The 16,845-nt window shown below is 30.3% G+C and carries 19 protein-coding genes and 1 pseudogene; all 20 read right to left on the bottom strand.

Annotated features, from left to right (window positions below):
• Positions 1 to 383 precede the first annotated feature (383 nt).
• Positions 384 to 929, bottom strand: coding sequence for a hypothetical protein (locus ABEB31_RS20400; protein ID WP_347053511.1), 546 nt, complete (start codon positions 927 to 929; stop codon positions 384 to 386).
• Between the two features lie 2 nt (positions 930 to 931).
• Positions 932 to 1,843: pseudogene (locus tag ABEB31_RS20395) on the bottom strand (RHS repeat-associated core domain-containing protein); the annotation flags it as partial.
• Between the two features lie 136 nt (positions 1,844 to 1,979).
• A complete protein-coding gene (locus ABEB31_RS20390; protein ID WP_347053510.1) occupies positions 1,980 to 2,930 on the bottom strand; it encodes a restriction endonuclease in 951 nt (316 codons plus the stop codon).
• Positions 2,931 to 2,942: 12 nt separating this feature from the next.
• Positions 2,943 to 3,629 (bottom strand): RloB family protein, encoded by a 687-nt coding sequence (locus tag ABEB31_RS20385; RefSeq protein WP_347053509.1) that lies wholly within the window; start codon positions 3,627 to 3,629, stop codon positions 2,943 to 2,945.
• Positions 3,629 to 4,933, bottom strand: coding sequence for an AAA family ATPase (locus tag ABEB31_RS20380; RefSeq protein WP_347053508.1), 1,305 nt, complete (start codon positions 4,931 to 4,933; stop codon positions 3,629 to 3,631). Before ABEB31_RS20380 ends, ABEB31_RS20385 begins: the two co-directional genes overlap by 1 nt.
• A 59-nt stretch (positions 4,934 to 4,992) precedes the next feature.
• Positions 4,993 to 5,931, bottom strand: a complete 939-nt coding sequence (locus ABEB31_RS20375) for a tyrosine-type recombinase/integrase (RefSeq protein WP_347053507.1) — start codon at positions 5,929 to 5,931, stop codon at positions 4,993 to 4,995.
• A gap of 11 nt (positions 5,932 to 5,942) precedes the next feature.
• Positions 5,943 to 6,767 carry a tyrosine-type recombinase/integrase gene (locus ABEB31_RS20370; RefSeq protein WP_347053506.1) on the bottom strand — a complete coding sequence of 275 codons (825 nt, stop codon included), beginning with the start codon at positions 6,765 to 6,767 and terminating at the stop codon, positions 5,943 to 5,945.
• The gene (locus ABEB31_RS20365) at positions 6,724 to 7,125 is read right to left on the bottom strand and encodes a hypothetical protein (protein WP_347053505.1); all 402 of its coding nucleotides are present in this window, start codon (positions 7,123 to 7,125) and stop codon (positions 6,724 to 6,726) included. Before ABEB31_RS20365 ends, ABEB31_RS20370 begins: the two co-directional genes overlap by 44 nt.
• 62 nt (positions 7,126 to 7,187) lie before the next feature.
• Positions 7,188 to 7,391, bottom strand: coding sequence for a hypothetical protein (locus ABEB31_RS20360; protein WP_347053504.1), 204 nt, complete (start codon positions 7,389 to 7,391; stop codon positions 7,188 to 7,190).
• A 175-nt stretch (positions 7,392 to 7,566) separates the two neighbouring features.
• Complete coding sequence (locus ABEB31_RS20355) at positions 7,567 to 9,558, bottom strand: GmrSD restriction endonuclease domain-containing protein (RefSeq protein WP_347053503.1); 1,992 nt, start codon at positions 9,556 to 9,558, stop codon at positions 7,567 to 7,569.
• A complete protein-coding gene (locus ABEB31_RS20350; protein WP_347053502.1) occupies positions 9,548 to 11,236 on the bottom strand; it encodes a DUF262 domain-containing protein in 1,689 nt (562 codons plus the stop codon). The genes ABEB31_RS20355 and ABEB31_RS20350 overlap by 11 nt, the downstream gene beginning before the upstream one ends.
• A 206-nt stretch (positions 11,237 to 11,442) precedes the next feature.
• Complete coding sequence (locus ABEB31_RS21730; protein WP_430408241.1) at positions 11,443 to 11,520, bottom strand: hypothetical protein; 78 nt, start codon at positions 11,518 to 11,520, stop codon at positions 11,443 to 11,445.
• Positions 11,521 to 11,533: 13 nt separating this feature from the next.
• Positions 11,534 to 11,878 carry a DUF5713 family protein gene (locus ABEB31_RS20345; RefSeq protein ID WP_347053501.1) on the bottom strand — a complete coding sequence of 115 codons (345 nt, stop codon included), beginning with the start codon at positions 11,876 to 11,878 and terminating at the stop codon, positions 11,534 to 11,536.
• 112 nt (positions 11,879 to 11,990) lie between these two features.
• Positions 11,991 to 12,668 carry a DUF6904 family protein gene (locus ABEB31_RS20340; RefSeq protein ID WP_347053500.1) on the bottom strand — a complete coding sequence of 226 codons (678 nt, stop codon included), beginning with the start codon at positions 12,666 to 12,668 and terminating at the stop codon, positions 11,991 to 11,993.
• 317 nt (positions 12,669 to 12,985) lie between these two features.
• Complete coding sequence (locus ABEB31_RS20335; protein ID WP_347053499.1) at positions 12,986 to 13,786, bottom strand: hypothetical protein; 801 nt, start codon at positions 13,784 to 13,786, stop codon at positions 12,986 to 12,988.
• A 61-nt stretch (positions 13,787 to 13,847) separates the two neighbouring features.
• On the bottom strand, positions 13,848 to 14,483 hold the full coding sequence (locus ABEB31_RS20330; protein WP_347053498.1) for a hypothetical protein: 636 nt from the start codon (positions 14,481 to 14,483) through the stop codon (positions 13,848 to 13,850).
• A gap of 39 nt (positions 14,484 to 14,522) precedes the next feature.
• On the bottom strand, positions 14,523 to 14,651 hold the full coding sequence (locus ABEB31_RS21725; protein ID WP_430408240.1) for a DUF6572 domain-containing protein: 129 nt from the start codon (positions 14,649 to 14,651) through the stop codon (positions 14,523 to 14,525).
• Between the two features lie 254 nt (positions 14,652 to 14,905).
• Complete coding sequence (locus ABEB31_RS20325) at positions 14,906 to 15,400, bottom strand: hypothetical protein (protein WP_347053497.1); 495 nt, start codon at positions 15,398 to 15,400, stop codon at positions 14,906 to 14,908.
• Positions 15,401 to 15,402: 2 nt separating this feature from the next.
• Positions 15,403 to 15,849: a contact-dependent growth inhibition system immunity protein gene (locus ABEB31_RS20320; protein ID WP_347053496.1), complete on the bottom strand. Its 447-nt coding sequence runs from the start codon at positions 15,847 to 15,849 to the stop codon at positions 15,403 to 15,405.
• A 6-nt stretch (positions 15,850 to 15,855) separates the two neighbouring features.
• Positions 15,856 to 16,845 (bottom strand): endonuclease toxin domain-containing protein (locus ABEB31_RS20315; protein ID WP_347053495.1); only part of this gene is annotated, 990 nt, incomplete at its 5' end.

Genomic DNA, 16,845 nt, shown 5'->3' with positions numbered 1-16,845 from the left:
ATGGTTTTGCTTAGAAGTTAGGCTAGAATTACTTAATTGACCAAGTTTTAAGTTCTCGCTAATATATAAATATTTTTACTACAAAAAACATACTCGCCTCGCTAGCACGAGGTATTATTTTTACTCATTTTAGTTCTTTTAAGGCTATATTAAAAATAAAAAGATGAACATTACTGCTCATCTTTAAACTTCTAGCTAATATTCGCTCTATTTCAATATGTTATAAATTTAAAATCTCATATCACTAACTCTGAAACACTACCTAAAACTTAAGTGTTTCGCCTAATTATTATTATCAAATAAAAGACAACCCGCAGGTTGTCTTTTTATACTTAAGTTAAAATCGCAATCTAATATCACTAACTCTTAAACACTACCAAAACTTATTGTACTGCTTTCAAATCATATTCTTTAGGAGAGCCATCGTTTAGAACAAAGCGCCAACCAGAATCTAATTTCTCTTTAGCTAATTCTCCGACATAACAATTACCAACTTTTATGAATCTTTTTTTTATTAAAGAAAAAAACATGTTATAAATTTCCTTGGAAAATGCATCGTCTTTAACCGTACCTATTCTTCCAGCTACAAAAATATCATTCTTAAAGATACCACCTGGTTCAATAATAACACTCTCCTCATTAATTAACTGATCAACTGCATATTTTACGCCTCCTTTTCTCTGAGGAACTGATCTTATTTTAAGCTCTTTATTACTTGAAACAATTAAAAAACAATCATTTAAACCTTGACTTCCAAAAGAAGCATTTCCTAAATTTTTATAATCAAGGAGTGAATTATACTTTACAATGTTAGTATCATCAAAAAGTCCAGTTTGAAAATACTTAAGTTTTTTTTTAGATTCAACTTCTTTTAATATGTCGTGAAAATCTGCTTTTTCACCAAAAAACACAAATTGTTTACTTTTCATTATTATTTCTTTGGAATTAATACTAAATGTTCATTAGGTACTTGCTTTCGTATTCTATTTGCATTGTTCATTTCTCTTTTTGTTATTGTTCCGTTCTTATAGGTATCAACTGTATTTACATGGATTTTTCTTCCATCTTTTGTGGCTGAAATATCAATAAATGATCCACCTTTTTTACCTCCATTTAAGGGCTTAAGATATGTTTCTGGTAAAACACCACCACCACCGGTAATCGTAAAACCTCTTTGCTCTAATTCGGCTGCTATTGTTGCATTCAACTCTCTAGTTGCAGCATTTCCAAGTCTGCCTTTTGAACCAAAGACAGGAGCTTTTTCAGTGATTGCAATTTCTGTTACTAATATTGCAGCCATTCCTAGTGCAGAACCTTGTTGCTCTTTATTCATATCTGGAATACTGGAAATCAAATCTGTTGCCCCAGCAATCGCATCACGAGTATTGTTATTCATCCCTAACGCATCGGTTAGTCCAATACCATCGCTTACAAAAGTAGCTGTCCCATTAAGTAAATCTAAAATTCCGTCAGCTGCTTGTGAAAATGGATTTCCTCTAAAAAATGAATCAACTTTACTGTTAAAATTACTATTATATTGCCCAACTGTCTTATTCCATCCAGCAAGTCTAGAAGTTTTATCTTTTTTTGCAGGGGGGTCAATACTTTCTACTGCCTCCATTCCATCAGGATCAATAAAATAGACAGGATTATTAAGAGCGTAGGTATAAGGGTTAAATCGTCTGGATGTTTCAGCCAAAGGATCAATGTTTATCCATCTACCAAGAGCAGGGTCATAATTACGTGCGCCATAGTCGTAAAGCCCAAGCCCCAGCTCGTCTTGAAGCTCCTTGCCATTGTACTTATACTTATAAGGGTCTGCAAACCTTTTTTTAAAGAATAAATATCCCCATGCAAAAAATCTCTATATAAAGAACGTCCTTGTGCATTTCACTCTAATGCGAAAATAGGTTTAGTTTAATTATTTTCCTAATAATTCAATTGTTACCATAAAAAAAACCCTCTGTTGAGGGCTTATCTTAATTTCTTTTATATGGATTCTTTTCTATTATCGCACTTCGGATTTTTGAACGTAAATAGTCTGGATAATCAATCTCTAACTCAAGAATCCTAACAAATTCTTCTAAATCAAACATTACAAATGTATTATTAACAAGTGATTCTTTTGCTGCCGAGATTGCTGATGGAGTATATCCCGATTCCGAGATAAAAATTCCGCGAGCATTAGCTCGATAATTAATCCTGCCTAAATGCTGATAAACATCACTGTTACTAATCGGATCCTTTTTCCATTTCATTTCAACAAAATAAATTTGGTGATCTATTTCTATAATACCATCTATTTGTTCAATTACTCCTTCACCATTTTCTCCTGTTCTCCTAAAGTCTTCTTTTACTAATATTCCAAAAGCCTTAAAATAATTACCAAGAACAATTTCTAATAATTTACCTCTTTTATGGGGATTTGTTTCTGAAAAAAGAGAATAGAACTCTTTTTTTATAAGCTCTAACTTTTCTTTTTTTCTTTGAATTTCATCAACCTTATTTTGATATTCTTTCTTTCTTAAATTTTGTTCGTTCTCCTTTTCCTGTTTCATCCTTGTGAAAGAATCTTTGACATTGATTACTTTTTGAATTTCAGCAACTAATCCTTTTGCTTTAAATTGATCATTTTCCCAACAAGTAGAAAATGCTTCAAACTCGCTAATTCTTTTTAAAAGTTCTCTTCTTTGTCTTAAATATTTTTCAGAGTTTTGATTTATTCGTTCAAGTATAGTTCTGCAAATGTCATACTTTGATATTGACTCAGGGTTAGTCTGCAAAGTTTTTGATATATCATTATATAATGTAATCTCAACCCCTGCACCATTAAAAAAGGTTAAAACTGCCTTTTTGGATTTATTTAACAATGGAATAGTTTGAACTATTAAGTCAAAAAGATCAGGGGGATAATGATAAATATCGTTCATATAAAACTTTTTTTATTTTCTCAAATTTTGATTAAGTTCTTCCACCAGTTCATAAACTTTTGTAACTGGATTTTGCTGATGATAAGGTAAATCTTTTACTTTTTCAAATAGCTTTTTGGCTCTTTCTATTGCCTTTTCTTGTGAAGAAGTCCCATCATCTAATAATATATTGTATAACTTCAAACAAAACTCATATTTCTTACCATCTTTAACATAATTAAGACCAAATTTTTTTCCTAGTTCATCATAGTAAAAGCCTCTTAGATGCTCGGCATCAGTATATTCAAAGTGTAAATAAAACCATAATTCAAATGAATCGTTTGAGTATGCAACATTGTATCCTAATTGAATTCCTTTAGCTATAGAATTGTCAAAATCTGCAAATTCTACTTCACCACGCTTCACATCCATATCAAAAACACACCAAATATCTTCGTATTCATAATCAGACCTTTCAACTATTTCTTTTGTAGATTCAATCAGCTTTAATTTCGACTGTCCCTTTAAATTAACAGTTCTTACTGTCATTCCCAATACAGGAAATGACTCAAAATATAATTCTTCTGTTTGCCCTTCACAAACAATCAATATTATTTTATTTGTAGGTATAGTATCTATTTTATAAGTAGACGGCTTAGCTTTTTTATTCCATGCCTTTCCCTTATCTGTTATTTTTATTGCACGAGTAGATTTAGGCATTATTCAAAATTTAACAAGTTAGAAAAATTACCTAAAAATGGAATTGCACCATATTTTCCTTGAATATAATCTTTTTCAAAGGAAGCATTATTTCTAATACCTTTAATTTCAACCAAGGTGTACAAATGACTTGCTCCATATTTATCCTTTTCAACAAAATCAATTTGATCTCGTCGCAATATTTCAGACGAAAGTAAATTAGTATCGTGAGTTGTAAAAATGAGTTGCGACTTTGTATTTTGATTTGAGTTAAATAACTCAACAATTTTTTTAGTCAATAGCGGATGAAATCTTGAATCAAATTCATCAATAATTAATGTTGTTCCATTTTTCAATGAACTGTAGATAAAAGGGCTTATCTCAAACATTTTTCTCGTACCTTCAGACTCCTGAGAAAGAAATGACAATGTAGCATTGCCATCTTTTTCTAGATTTTTATTATATCTGGCTCTATGAGATAAAAGAAATTTTCTGTCTTTTAAATTATTTGCCACATCCTCGTCAATATTTTCAGGTAAGGTATCTTTTGAAAAATCTACTGTTTCTAAATCTTGAATACCTATATCAGCATTTTTTAAAAAATTTAGAATAAATTTCTTTTGTTCTGAATCTTGCAAAGAATCACCTGCAAGAGCAAACATTCCTTGATGTCCCAAGCCACTAATAACCTCAATAGATCCAAGCGCTCTCATAATTTTTTTCGAAATCTTACCGAATCCAAATGAAGATAGAGAGGATAAGAACAAAGAATTAGCTCTAAAGATTCCTCCTTCATTATCCAGTTCCTCACTGAAGTCATCCATCAAAGTTTTAAATTTGAACCCCTCTGCAAAATACTTTTTACTAATTTCAAGTATCTTATTGTTTTCTCTAATAAATAATGTTTGTTCGCGAATGCTTGGTGTTGAAAATAGCCATTCACTTTTAACGGAACTTTCATCCGCTTCAAAACCATATCGATATCTGATGCCGTCAACTCTAAAAATTAATTGAAAAAATGATGGTTCTTCGATAGTTTGAGTAGATAGCTCAAATGGAGTGATATACCGTAAAGATCCATCATCTTTTACAGATTCTCTGATAATTCTCAAAAAGGACACCAAACTACGGATCACATTACTTTTTCCACTAGCATTAGCTCCATAAATAGCTTTCGATTTTAACAAAGATAAATTCTCTTTAATCGGAATTACATTTTGTTCATCTAAAAGTGAATTATTGGATTTAATTTTAGCTGCTGTCATATTTAAAGTTTGAACCTCTTTAAATGAGCACATATTTCCAAAACTAAATTCTTCGATCATAATTCTTAATTTAAAATTTGCATATTTTTTACAAATATAAAGATAAGAATTAACGTGCGCTAACTTTTAACATTCTTTATATTATTTCCAATTAAAATTGCCTCGCTCACTTTTTCATTTTGCGTAAATACTGGGAAATATCTATTTATCAATTCTCTCTGCTCTAACATATTTACTTTAATATATTTCTCAGTCGTTCCTGGCCATTTGTGCCCTGCCAGTTCCTGCGCCCTTTCCAAAGGGATTTTCTTTTCATTAAGCCAGTTGCAGATCACGCTCATTCTAATTGTCTGGGGATTTAGCTTTCTGTCAGGAAATAAATTTCTTAACGGCTCGATCATGGCATGAATACTGTCCACTGTAATGGGTCTGCCAAGTTTGGTCAATATCAACTTATCTGTCTTCCCTTTAAGCAGTTCAGGGTAAGTTCCATTAATATAATTATGAAACAGTATCATTTGTTTAGGCACAAGTTCCATTGTCCGTTTGTTGAGATTCGCAGAACCTTTAATATAGATTGTGCCGTTGTCAAGATCAATATCTTTTAATGTCAGCCTGACTATCTCATCACTTGCGAGTCCCTGATAGATCAGCAGAGAAATCAGAACATTATTTCGTATATCCAGATGCTTGTAGCGGTTCTCACGTTCCATCAAAAGCTGTAATTCTATTGAGTTAAACAAATCCTGTACCTGAATGGTCTGATTTCCTTTAATCTTTATATTAAGCTTTCGGCACGGATGGTCATTTCTAAATCCATGCATCACCAGATAGTCATAATACTTTTTAAGGGCTGACAATATTCTTACCCGGTACTGGGTATTGGACTGTTTTTTATTCACTTTCTCCATATAGTTTACCACATCTTTATACTGGTATCGTTTCGCTTTTGGATTGGTCTTTAAAAAATGATTGATGGTGTACAGGTAGCTTTCTGCTGTAGATTTAGAGAGTATTCCTGTAAGGTAATTTTCAAGATCAGGTTTCTGATTTTCCATTGTTTTAGTTTTTAAAAATTTACAGCTGGCTTTCTTTTCTTGTTCTGAACAGCGTATATGTAAGTAGTATTTATCTGGGTATGTCCTAGAAAACTGCGTATAAAATCAATTCCAGCGTTATTCTCTGCCAGATGGTATGCAATGCTGTGGCGAAGACAGTGAAGTGTGATCTCTTTCTGGACAAGTTCAAATTTCCCCGTCTGCTCAATCATTTTGTTTAAGATCTCATTGAGGTTTTCGCCTGTTGATCTTCTGCCCCTGCTGTTAATGAAAAAGGCTTCCTCGTTCTGGTTTTTCCCTGAAAGTCTTTCAGGTCTTTCATTCCTGATGTATTTTTTTAAGTATTCCAGAACCGTATCGCTCATAGGCACTTCACGTCTTTTGTTTCCTTTTCCCTGCCTCACTACAATCATTGCTTTGATAAGGTTTACATCTTTTAGATCAAGATTTGCAATCTCTGATCTCCTGAGTCCACACCCGTAGGCAATTGAAAGTAGGGCTTTCTCCATTTCATTCTCGGCATGCTGGTAAACCAGTTTTATTTCTTCTATAGTAAGAATATTTCTTGCCTTCTGCGTTCCAGCTGTAATCGAAGGCACATAATAACCGTTTTGGATTTCTTTATTTTCAAGTAAGTATAACTGAAAAAGCCCCTGTATAAAAAGATGAAATTTAATACTGCTCTCTGATAGAACTCCGTTTCCTCTTCGCTTGGGTCTTGAGATAAGATATTCTAAGTACTTTACAGATTCTTTTGAAGTTACATTCTGGATTTTAGTAATTCCTGATTCTTCAAGCCATATTAAAAATTCCGTTATGATGTTTTTGTAGTACACCTGTATTTAAAACTTCAATTGTATATGTTAAAGCCTTTTCAAAATCAGGAATATTTGATTCCCTATAAAATGGTGTAATAAATGCTGGACGGTCAAAACATTCACTGAGTAAATCAATTATATCTTTATCATTAGTAGCGTCCAATGCCTTCTCATACTCAATAAGCTCAGTAGGTGAATCCGGAAATTGTTCTACCATTACAAAACGTCTTATGATTTCAGGGGTTTCTTTACGAAGTTTTTCTTCAAGTTCTACACCACTCCATACTGCCATCTTATTAATACCTTTTGCTATTGAGTAATCCTTAATTTGTGTTCTGATTCCCGCTGTGACTTTTCCACCACAAACAAGTATCAATGATGATGGAATTGTTTTGTGCTTAATAAGCTTATCAATGTCGTCTTTGGCTTTTTTAAATGTTAAATTTTGATAATTAGCGCATAAGTAACAATATGTTTCACCGTTATTTCACCCCAAATATCACGACCACCATCCTTACCAGTTTGACCTAGCCATTCAATTGACTGCCAATTTTTTTCTCGTACTGCATATGCAAAAACCAATCTTTCAAACTCATTACCACTTCTATCTTCAAAGTGTATCGGTAACGCAGATACTTCCATACATAAATTATATTTTAAGACAAATTATTTTACTTGTAAAAATGAAACCTGATAATTAAATCAATAACAAAAGCAATACGTATTTATACGGAATTATATGCACCATAAAAACATGTAAATAAAACCCTAAGGGATTATAAATTTATTAAAAATAGTCTCCTATAATTTTAAGAATCTATTCAATTTTAATACAGCCAGAAATATCTCTTGGTCTTGGACTTTTTAACAAATAGCAACAACTTTTATCCTGGGGAATAGCAATATAATTCGACAGACTCATTGTATCTAGTAGCTGATTCTCTTTTATTAATCTAGTTTTCCAATTTGGAAAGTCTGATGGTGGAATAAAATTATTTATTAAATCTACTAATTGTTCATCAATTAATTTAAAAATCAATGTCTTAAAATATCCTCTGTACTCCTCGGAGTTTATTATATATTCAATTTCTCTATATGTATTTATAAGTTTTCTTTTTTCTCCATCAATCACATTCCATGATGACCACCAATAATTATAAAACTCAAAATTACCTTCAAAAGATATTGTTAATAATGCTCTTCTTAAATCATTATTTAGATTATTTTCCAGCCCTAAATTATTTATAAAAGCATCTCTAATTTGTAAAAATTGTTCATCATTGAAGTCATTAATGATTCCTTTAAAATCTAAGCAATAAAAAATAAAACTAATCTTACCTCTTAACAGATCGGTATCTTCTAAAGAATGTATAATCTCTTTTCTTGAAGGCTTATCTATAATTAAATTTGCTTTTAATTTTTCCTCTTCTATCTGCTCTTTTGCTGAAGTAGATTTTATATTGGGTGAATTTGATAAATATTGATAAATATCAGAGCATCCCTGAGCTAATTCAGAAATAAGGTAAATAATACCATCAAAAGTTTGAGGGCTTCTTACAATGTCCGTTCTTTTTCCATTTTTCTCTATATCACCTTGTGAAACAATATTTCTAACGACTCTCATCCATTCTACATACATGGTTTCATCAAAAACATCTACTCTTCTAAAATATTCAATTTGCGCATATAAAAGGACTTTTTGAGTGTAAGAAACATTATCTTCTGTTAACACTTCATTAAAAAAATCATTTTTAGGTTGATGTCTAAATAATGGAAATAATATTTGAATATTTTTAATTTCTGCGAGTTTAATCTGTAGAAAATCTAAACATTCTACTAAATATTCAAAACTACTCTCATTAAACATTTTGACTGAAACAATATTTGGATCATCATGCAATTTAGAAATCAAAGTAGCTCTATCTTCTAATTTTTCCTTCCTCTCAATTGATTTTCGAATCATGATAATTGTAGAAATAAACCTTATGAAAGCATTATCAATACTATTGTTTTTTCTAAAATATTTCCAAAATAAGTCTGTCCAAACTCCATCAATTTTATTAGCGAATGTTAAACTGAAATCACTATTCGTATCCCATTTCTCATCTCTGATTAATTTTTCAAAACTTGCTTTAAAATTTTCAAAAGGAGTAAGAAGTTTTCCTCTTGCATTCATTTTAATATACAAATCATCAGTCAGTCCGATATGTTCTAAATTGACATAATAGAATCTTATTAAATTGTCATCTTTTGCTATTAATTTTTGCCAAAGGTTTTCTACTTCAAAAAACATCTCATGTATATCCTCTAATGTTCTAAGCATTGCATCAATAGTAGGGTCGTTTTTCCATGATAGAAAGAACCAAGATGAATCAATAATTTTTTCTCGTGGTGAAGTGTCTTTATTTAAAATTACTTTGTTCGTGATAAGTGCATTACAGAATTCTCTAGATGAGATACGAGTTTCATAAGTAAATTTTAACAAAGTACTTTTGATTTCTCCATCTAATTCGGAATCTTTGGTGGATGCATACCAATGAAGTAAAAATAAAGTTGTTAGTCTTTGCTGTCCGTCTAAAGGTTGAAATGCTTCATTTGTAGAACTCCCATAAATGAAGTCCAACATGATCTGTTCATCACTTTTAATACTATTTAAAAGTGCATTTAGGAAATTAAGTCTTATCTTTTTTTCTGCAAGCCTGCCCTGAGCATAATCTCGTTGAATAATTGGAATCTCAATTTTTTGATTATTTAGTAACTCAAAAAAAGTAAGTATCTCACCCTTGTATTTTGTCTGTTCAGTTGCCATTGTTTCCTAAATATGAATTTAAAACTTTAAATAAGTCATTTTCGTAATTTTCTCGATCTTCTTGAGACCAAAAAGAAATCTTTGGAGGATATTCACTAAAATACTTTAAAAATACATTTTTAGTACAAATCGGAATAAATATTCCTTTTCTATCCCGATCTATGATAATCCTTCTTTTAAATGGGAAAACAGCATTTTTATAGCTTCTGTTAGTAGAAGAATCTAATAATGTTAAATTAGATAAGCTATTTATATCATCATCGACATTTAAGCTAGAATTAAAGTAGGCCACTATATCTTCAAATAGTTTTTTAAACTCATCATCATTGTCATCATTCCATAAATTAATTCTTTCTCTTAAACTTTTTTCTTCATCACTTTCCTTTCCAATAAAAGTGATTGCGTCACTTAACCACTGCCCCTTATTATGCTCAGGAATTTTATCTTTAATCGAAGTGATATGCTCAATATCCCATTTTTCATTTTTATATAGATCAAATGGAAAATAAGAATTATCTTTAGTAGTTGATAACATTGTCAATATATTATAAAGCAGTAAAACCTTTCTAACTTCCTTAGTATCTGAGTACTGTAATTCAATTAGATCGATACTTCTAAACTGATATTTAATCAAGTCATCTAGATACATTTTAAATTCTGATTTTGTTGTTTTATCAGATTCTTGATATAGTTTCTTAATATTAACGGCATCAACGCTAATTAAAAAACCTATCTTATGATATAATTCCCTTTCATTAAACCATTCGCTAAACCTTTGAAAATATCTTTTTACTTCTTGCCAATTATTATCCAAGGTTAAATTATTTCCAGTACTAAATTTTTTGCTAAAAAATCTAAAAGTTGCATAATTATCTTCATCATCAGGTTCATCATTCATCAGATTAAAAATAAATTCAATTCGATTGGTAGAAATTTGATTTTGATTAAGAAAATACCAAAACTTGTTGTTTTGTAAAGAATTTTCAATGTTATCCCATTCTGTCGCTATTTCAAGCTGTCTAAGCCTTAGCTTATTATCTTCTTTATTGAAATTTGAGCTATTTAAAAATAATGCTTTAATCAGCTCTGAATTGGTAAGTGGTATCTTGCCTATATTAATTCTTGTGAATATTGAAATAGAATCACTCTCTTTACTTAGATACCAAATTACTTTAGAATTAAATTTAAATTTTGAACGAAAATTTCCCTTGTCAAAATTTATACTCTTATTGCTAAACCAATTAGAAATTGTTTGATAAGCATTTGATATGTAATAAAAATCAATATTTTTATCATTTATATCTTCTTGCAAATTTAGCAAGAAGTCTTTTGAACTATCTCTTGTTTGATAATCTAAAGTGAATAATTGATCTCTTCTATTTTCTACAAAATCCTGATTTAAATAATGTAATATTAGATATATTGTTGTCAGTCTCTGCTGTCCATCAATAACTTCGTATTTAGAGTCTTCTCGTTCTTTTATTACAATTGGCTGTAAACAATACCATGTTCTTTCCTCGGTATTATCATTAACCAATCTAGGTGTGAAATTTGAAATATCATCTAATAATTCCAGAACTTCTTTAGTTGTCCATCTGTAACCTCTTTGGTAAGAAGGAATATAGAAGTTATATTCTTGAAGTTCATTTACTGTTTTAAGTTCTAATATGTTATTCACCTAAGTTGCTTTTAAATATATTTTTAGAAATTTTTAATTCGAAAAGTCTTTCAAATTTACTTATTTTATATCAACAAAAAAAGTTTCCTTTGTAAGTTTTACCTTGATATTAAAAGCAATCTTCGAGACTGCTTTTCGTTTTATTTTTTTACATTTATTCCACATTGAAATCTTGCCAGCACTTACAAATTGGGATATTACAAGCTTTACCAATCTCTATTTGAAATCAATTCTTCGATATCACCCGTAAAACCATATGATTTTGAAATAAAATCGAAATCCATAGCGATTGCTTCTCTAGCCCCCTGTCTCAAGTTCGCTCCCATTTTGATAGAAATCTTCTTGCAGGTTATTAATTTTTCTAGTGGCAGTATGAGACAATTCATATAATTCCTTAAGAGTCTTAGGTTTGCTTTTCTCAATATTGAAACAATATTCTAATAAAATTGCTTTGACTTTATCAACAGATTTTTGAGGAAAATAAGAGTCATTATACATTCCTTCTAAGATTCTGTAATTTCTAATTTTCTCATTTTTCAGATCTTTTTGTTCAATGGCTATAACCGTCCCCTCTGAGGAATAATTTTTATTTATACAACTTGTAAAAACCAAAGAGACTAATAAAATCATCATGTTTTTCATATTTCAAAAAATTAAAAGATTGAGCTAAATATTTCGGACAAGCGAAAATAAGGTTTAAAACATTAATTGGCCTAACTCCTAAATCATTTTTAACTGCAATAAGTCATCAATTTTACCATTTTAAATTTTCATAGTCATAATTATCATCATTTATTTCTAGTTCAGATATTTCACAGTTTAGCTTCTTGGCTTCTGTTTCTAAAAATGTTAGATAACTTTTATATTCTTCGGTATAAAACACACCTCTTTTTAGTAAATCAGGTAGTTTTCTGAAAGCTCGTTTTCCACCGCCTAAAAGAAAGAAATCAAGATTGATGCTTCTCATACATTGATAGATATAATCATTAGCTCCATAAAGTCCATCTTCTATAAAACCAATTAAATTCTTAGCTCCAATTTCATCATAATCATTCATTGCTTTTCCAAGCCAAAATTCAATTAAAAGAATTTGTGAAATATCAAGTTTATTAGTCTCGATATATCTCATGTTAAATTTCAATGAAGTCAATGAAAATAAAAATTGAACCCAAGATATTTGAACACCATAATGTATTTGTTGAGTAAAAGAAAAATGGCTATTATCTCGTTTTAATCTATCTCCGTCCTTTGCTTTGCGAATTTCATAAGAAAACCCACTGATTAAATCATCTCTGCTCTTAAATCCTTTTTTGCCTAATTTGTTTTCATCATTCCAAAACTTACTCATAACTTCATAGAAATTGTTTAAATCTTCAGATGTTCCCCAAATTTCTACCCCTAAACCTCCTTTTGTTGGAATTATATATATCATTTCTCTGCTTTTAAATTGTTGCTTACTTCTGAAATAATTATATTAGAGATAAAGTAGCATAACGGCACAATACTAAACAAAAAATATAGAAAAGTTGTACGGTTTCCCATAAAATTAAATGTTTTCTAATTATCAAATAAGATTGACGGTCAAAGTGCAGAGAAAATGGCTATTTGAATAATATTGAATACTATGTTTCGAAACAATTTAAACTAAAGAAGAAGAAGAAAAAATCCGAAGAGGACTTTAAAAATACAGGATGTAAAATCATCCTATATTTTACATGCGTTTTAACAATCATAATAAATTTAGGCATATCAATTTTCAAAAAGGCTTTCCCATTCAACTATATAAATTTTATTTGTTTTAAACAATGCAGATTTGTTATTCACATCATTTGTTGAAATATTTCCTATGCTGAAAAAAATATATTTATCATTAAAATACAATAATTCTTGCTTAGTATTCGGATATTTCTCCATCACTTTTATTTTTACATTATCAATATTAGCAAAATCAGAAGTCGACATAAAATGATTGTGAATACGTTTACAAAAGTAAAATGAAATGATAAAGTATAATATAATTAAGAATACATTACAAAATTTAAAAAACTCTTTATGCTTCTGGGGGGCTAAAGAAAAGCATTTATTTAAGCAACCATTAATCATTACAAGAAAAAGAAAAGTTTTACCAACTTCCCATTTTAAATCATTTAAAGCAGATTTAATAAACATCTTACTAAAATAGTTATACATAGCTAAAGAGTAAAAGAATACAAATAATATAAACCAAACTTTAATTTGTAATTTTCTTTTTTTCTCAAATTCTTCTTCACTTAATACTAAAGGTTCTCTATTATCTTTAATAAAAAACAATGAATTAGCAAACCAGCCTAGCATCGGATAAGATAATCCTAGAAGTAAAAACAGTAAAATAAGCAATCCATCAGGAACTATTTGTGATATAGAAAAAAATCTTATATAGGTTATTGAAATATTTGACAATTCTATTATCTGCCACAAGCCTCCTATAAAAGCAGGGACTATAACGAGAACACTTAAATAGTTTTGAATAAAATTAACAACATTTTTTACTGTTATACCCGTTTGAATCATTTGTTTACACTTTTATGAATTTCATCTATTTCATTTTAAATCTCCAAATCCTACTATAAAATTATCTGTAACTTTCAATTCCTTTATTGCACAAAATTGTTCTAATAACACTATATAAAACGCTAACATTCCAATCGTGATGATAATTATAACCTCTATTAGCATTCACGGGATTCTCTGCCGAGTAAATAGAGAAATAAGTATGATAGTTTTTTGTCCTAACATCATCCCATTGAATGTGTACTCGTTTCTGATTAAAAATTCCACTAACATTTAATGATATTTCTTCTTTTGAGAAATGCACATCACCAATAGTAAATTCAAGACCATCATTATACATATTTATAAAATCATTAATTATATCAGCAAAGTAATAGTCCCATAAGTTATCTACAATCTGGGAATACTGTTTATGGAGAATCTCCTTTTTATGCCCAAAGTAAGACTTAAAAGTGATTTTTAGGGTCTTGTCTTCCATATTTCGGACATAGATTTGATATTCTCTGCCGTAAGTGAGTTCAAATTTAATCCATCGAATTCCATATCTGAAGTCTTTTATCTCTTCTTTCTTAAAAACAGTATTCAAATTCTGAGCAGAATCTTTATCTTCAAATTTCAAGAAGTTGTGGTTAAAAACTAATTCCCGTAAAGCATTATCAAAATAACCTCTTTTTATAAAAAATACTTTTTCTTCCATTAATTTTCAAGCTTGTAAAAATTAAAGATATTACCTTTTTCAATTTCGTGATCTCTCTGCAACTGCTAAAAACTCTATTTTGTTTGGCTGATATTTAAAAACAATTTGTATCATGTTTTTTTTTTCAGCTTTATCAGGATAGCTTTCTCCTAACTGACCATTGTCAATGTAATCAGTAATAATATTTTATTACATTTTTATTGTCAGCAGACATATTTTTATGTTTTAAATTTTATTCTACAACAATCAAAAGAAAGGGTGTAAAAACACACCCTTAACTTTATCTACATTTTTTGTTTACACAGCCATTTCTTCTTTAAATTCTTTTTTATAAAGCTATTGCACCCCTCATATTAGCACTTTTACATCTATTCATTAAACTTTAAAAAACTTCCCATCTTTCTTAACATCCATTAATTTATCTACCAAATCTTCCACCATGGCTTTAATTCTATCTCTAATTCGATTTCTTTTTGAATATTCCAAAAATCTTGATTAAAATCTAAATGCAAAATTTCTTCAGTTAGTGAATAACCGTAATGATAGATGGAATCTTCTAAGCCATTTTTAACTCTTTTCATCACTCTCTGAGTGGGAAAGCAGATTGAGCCCTCAGCTAACTCAACGTAGAAATTTATTTCACCATCTGGATCTGCATCATCAGTTACTAATATAGAATTTGAAACATTTTTCAACAATACATGTGCTACATAACTTGATATTGAAAATATTATCCCTCCAAAGTTCTTTGATAACTTGCCACCTCTCTTCGGTTTGCCATCTAATAAATTTCTTTCAAAGAACCTATCAATTTCAATTAAACTATCAATCGAATAGTCCAATTCATAATTGCCTGTTTTAAAAGCCATAACTGTCCAGTCAGACTGTTTTAGAATATCTTCTTGTAAGGTAGCCATATTTATCTACATCTAGCTATAGCCGTTTCTAGTGCTTCAATTAATTTTTCTTCAGATGAATTCAAACTCAATTGCACACTTTTATCTTCTTTAAATCCTCTAAAGCCCTCTTTAGCGCCTTTATTTTCCCATGGAGTAAACGTAATAACATTATCTTTGATATTAGCACTTAAATAAATTGATCCATCATGTAATGCTTTCATCGTTTTTACTCCCATTGAATTTAAGTATTCTTTTTGTAAGGCTTTAAAATCAGTTGGTCTTTCAGTATTCTCCATACTTAAATCAAGAATTTTTAATATTAAATTTAGTAATTGATCTAAAGACAATTTATATTCCTTAATGTAGGGCTGACTTGCATAACCACCCCCTCCCTTTATCGAGTGAATTGGATTTATTATGTATTTCTGTTCTTCTTTTTTAATTGTTATTCCTGCTCTTTTCAACATAATGTCTTATTTAATAAATTTTATTGTAACATTTATATTTTTATCTAAAGCATATTGGACAGCTTCATTTATTTGATTCCATTGTGATTCTGATCCTTTACCTGCTTGAACAGCTAATTCTAATGCTTTACTTGTGTAATCAGTGCCTTTTTCTATAGTTGTACCCCCCCAAGTCGCTCCTTCGAATTTATCTAATTTATTTATATATCCTTTAAGCGTATTTAAAACACTGTTACCTTTTTGATAAGATTTAGCAGTTAGGTCTAAACTTTTAATACTAGTAGCGACTCCACCCACTACCTTATCAATTACAGGGAAATTGCTTGCCCAATCCGAGGCCGCTCCAAGCATTTTTTCAATTGCTCTTCCTCTTTCAATTGCTCCTGAAGCCCAAACACTTCGCGCTTCTGACCCTAATTTACCAAGGGCACCAAATGCTCTAGCAGCTCCGATATCCATAGCCATCCATTCAGCACCAATACGGGCACCATCTGCCATCATCATTCCGGGATCATCAAATCTTGCAACATTTATGTCTCCTTTTGCTGGCCGAATCTCTCCACTTGGAATACTTCGTGGATCACCTGACATAAGTTTGCCCATGGCTCTATCAACATTTGCCTGCTTTTGAGCCATATGGCTTTTTAATTCTTGAAGAGTGTAATTGCCATTAACCCCTCCTGTTACTCTTGGACCGCTCTGTGCTGTTGCTAGATTACCATTAAGATTAAAAGTCAGTTCTAAACCTTCTAAATCAGTTCCACTACTAACATTATTCTCTGCGAACGCATAAGTTGAGTTATGTGCATAAGTTCCAGCTAATGGATCTATTTGCCAGAATCGTCCTAAAGCTGGGTCATAAGTTCTGAACTTAAAGAAGTAAACCCCAAGCCCCAGCTCGTCTTGGAGCTCCTTTCCATTGTACTTATACTTATTTACACTAGCCAGATAATCATTATATCCCTTATGTTTTAATCCAAAAGGATAATAATTATT

The sequence above is a fragment of the Flavobacterium olei genome (genome assembly GCF_039749035.1).
Lineage (GTDB): Bacteria > Bacteroidota > Bacteroidia > Flavobacteriales > Flavobacteriaceae > Flavobacterium > Flavobacterium olei.
The sequence above is the reverse complement of the archived record's forward strand: the minus strand, read 5'-3'. Positions and strand labels throughout refer to the sequence as shown.

Coding starts and splice junctions, on each gene's coding strand:
- ABEB31_RS20400 (WP_347053511.1), bottom strand. CDS start 929: ATGAAAAGTAAACAATTTGTGTTTTTTGGTGAAAAAGCAGATTTTCAC.
- ABEB31_RS20390 (WP_347053510.1), bottom strand. CDS start 2,930: ATGAACGATATTTATCATTATCCCCCTGATCTTTTTGACTTAATAGTT.
- ABEB31_RS20385 (WP_347053509.1), bottom strand. CDS start 3,629: ATGCCTAAATCTACTCGTGCAATAAAAATAACAGATAAGGGAAAGGCA.
- ABEB31_RS20380 (WP_347053508.1), bottom strand. CDS start 4,933: ATGATCGAAGAATTTAGTTTTGGAAATATGTGCTCATTTAAAGAGGTT.
- ABEB31_RS20375 (WP_347053507.1), bottom strand. CDS start 5,931: ATGGAAAATCAGAAACCTGATCTTGAAAATTACCTTACAGGAATACTC.
- ABEB31_RS20360 (WP_347053504.1), bottom strand. CDS start 7,391: ATGGAAGTATCTGCGTTACCGATACACTTTGAAGATAGAAGTGGTAAT.
- ABEB31_RS20355 (WP_347053503.1), bottom strand. CDS start 9,558: ATGGCAACTGAACAGACAAAATACAAGGGTGAGATACTTACTTTTTTT.
- ABEB31_RS21730 (WP_430408241.1), bottom strand. CDS start 11,520: ATGGATTTCGATTTTATTTCAAAATCATATGGTTTTACGGGTGATATC.
- ABEB31_RS20345 (WP_347053501.1), bottom strand. CDS start 11,878: ATGAAAAACATGATGATTTTATTAGTCTCTTTGGTTTTTACAAGTTGT.
- ABEB31_RS20340 (WP_347053500.1), bottom strand. CDS start 12,668: ATGATATATATAATTCCAACAAAAGGAGGTTTAGGGGTAGAAATTTGG.
- ABEB31_RS20335 (WP_347053499.1), bottom strand. CDS start 13,786: ATGATTCAAACGGGTATAACAGTAAAAAATGTTGTTAATTTTATTCAA.
- ABEB31_RS20330 (WP_347053498.1), bottom strand. CDS start 14,483: ATGGAAGAAAAAGTATTTTTTATAAAAAGAGGTTATTTTGATAATGCT.
- ABEB31_RS20325 (WP_347053497.1), bottom strand. CDS start 15,400: ATGGCTACCTTACAAGAAGATATTCTAAAACAGTCTGACTGGACAGTT.
- ABEB31_RS20320 (WP_347053496.1), bottom strand. CDS start 15,849: ATGTTGAAAAGAGCAGGAATAACAATTAAAAAAGAAGAACAGAAATAC.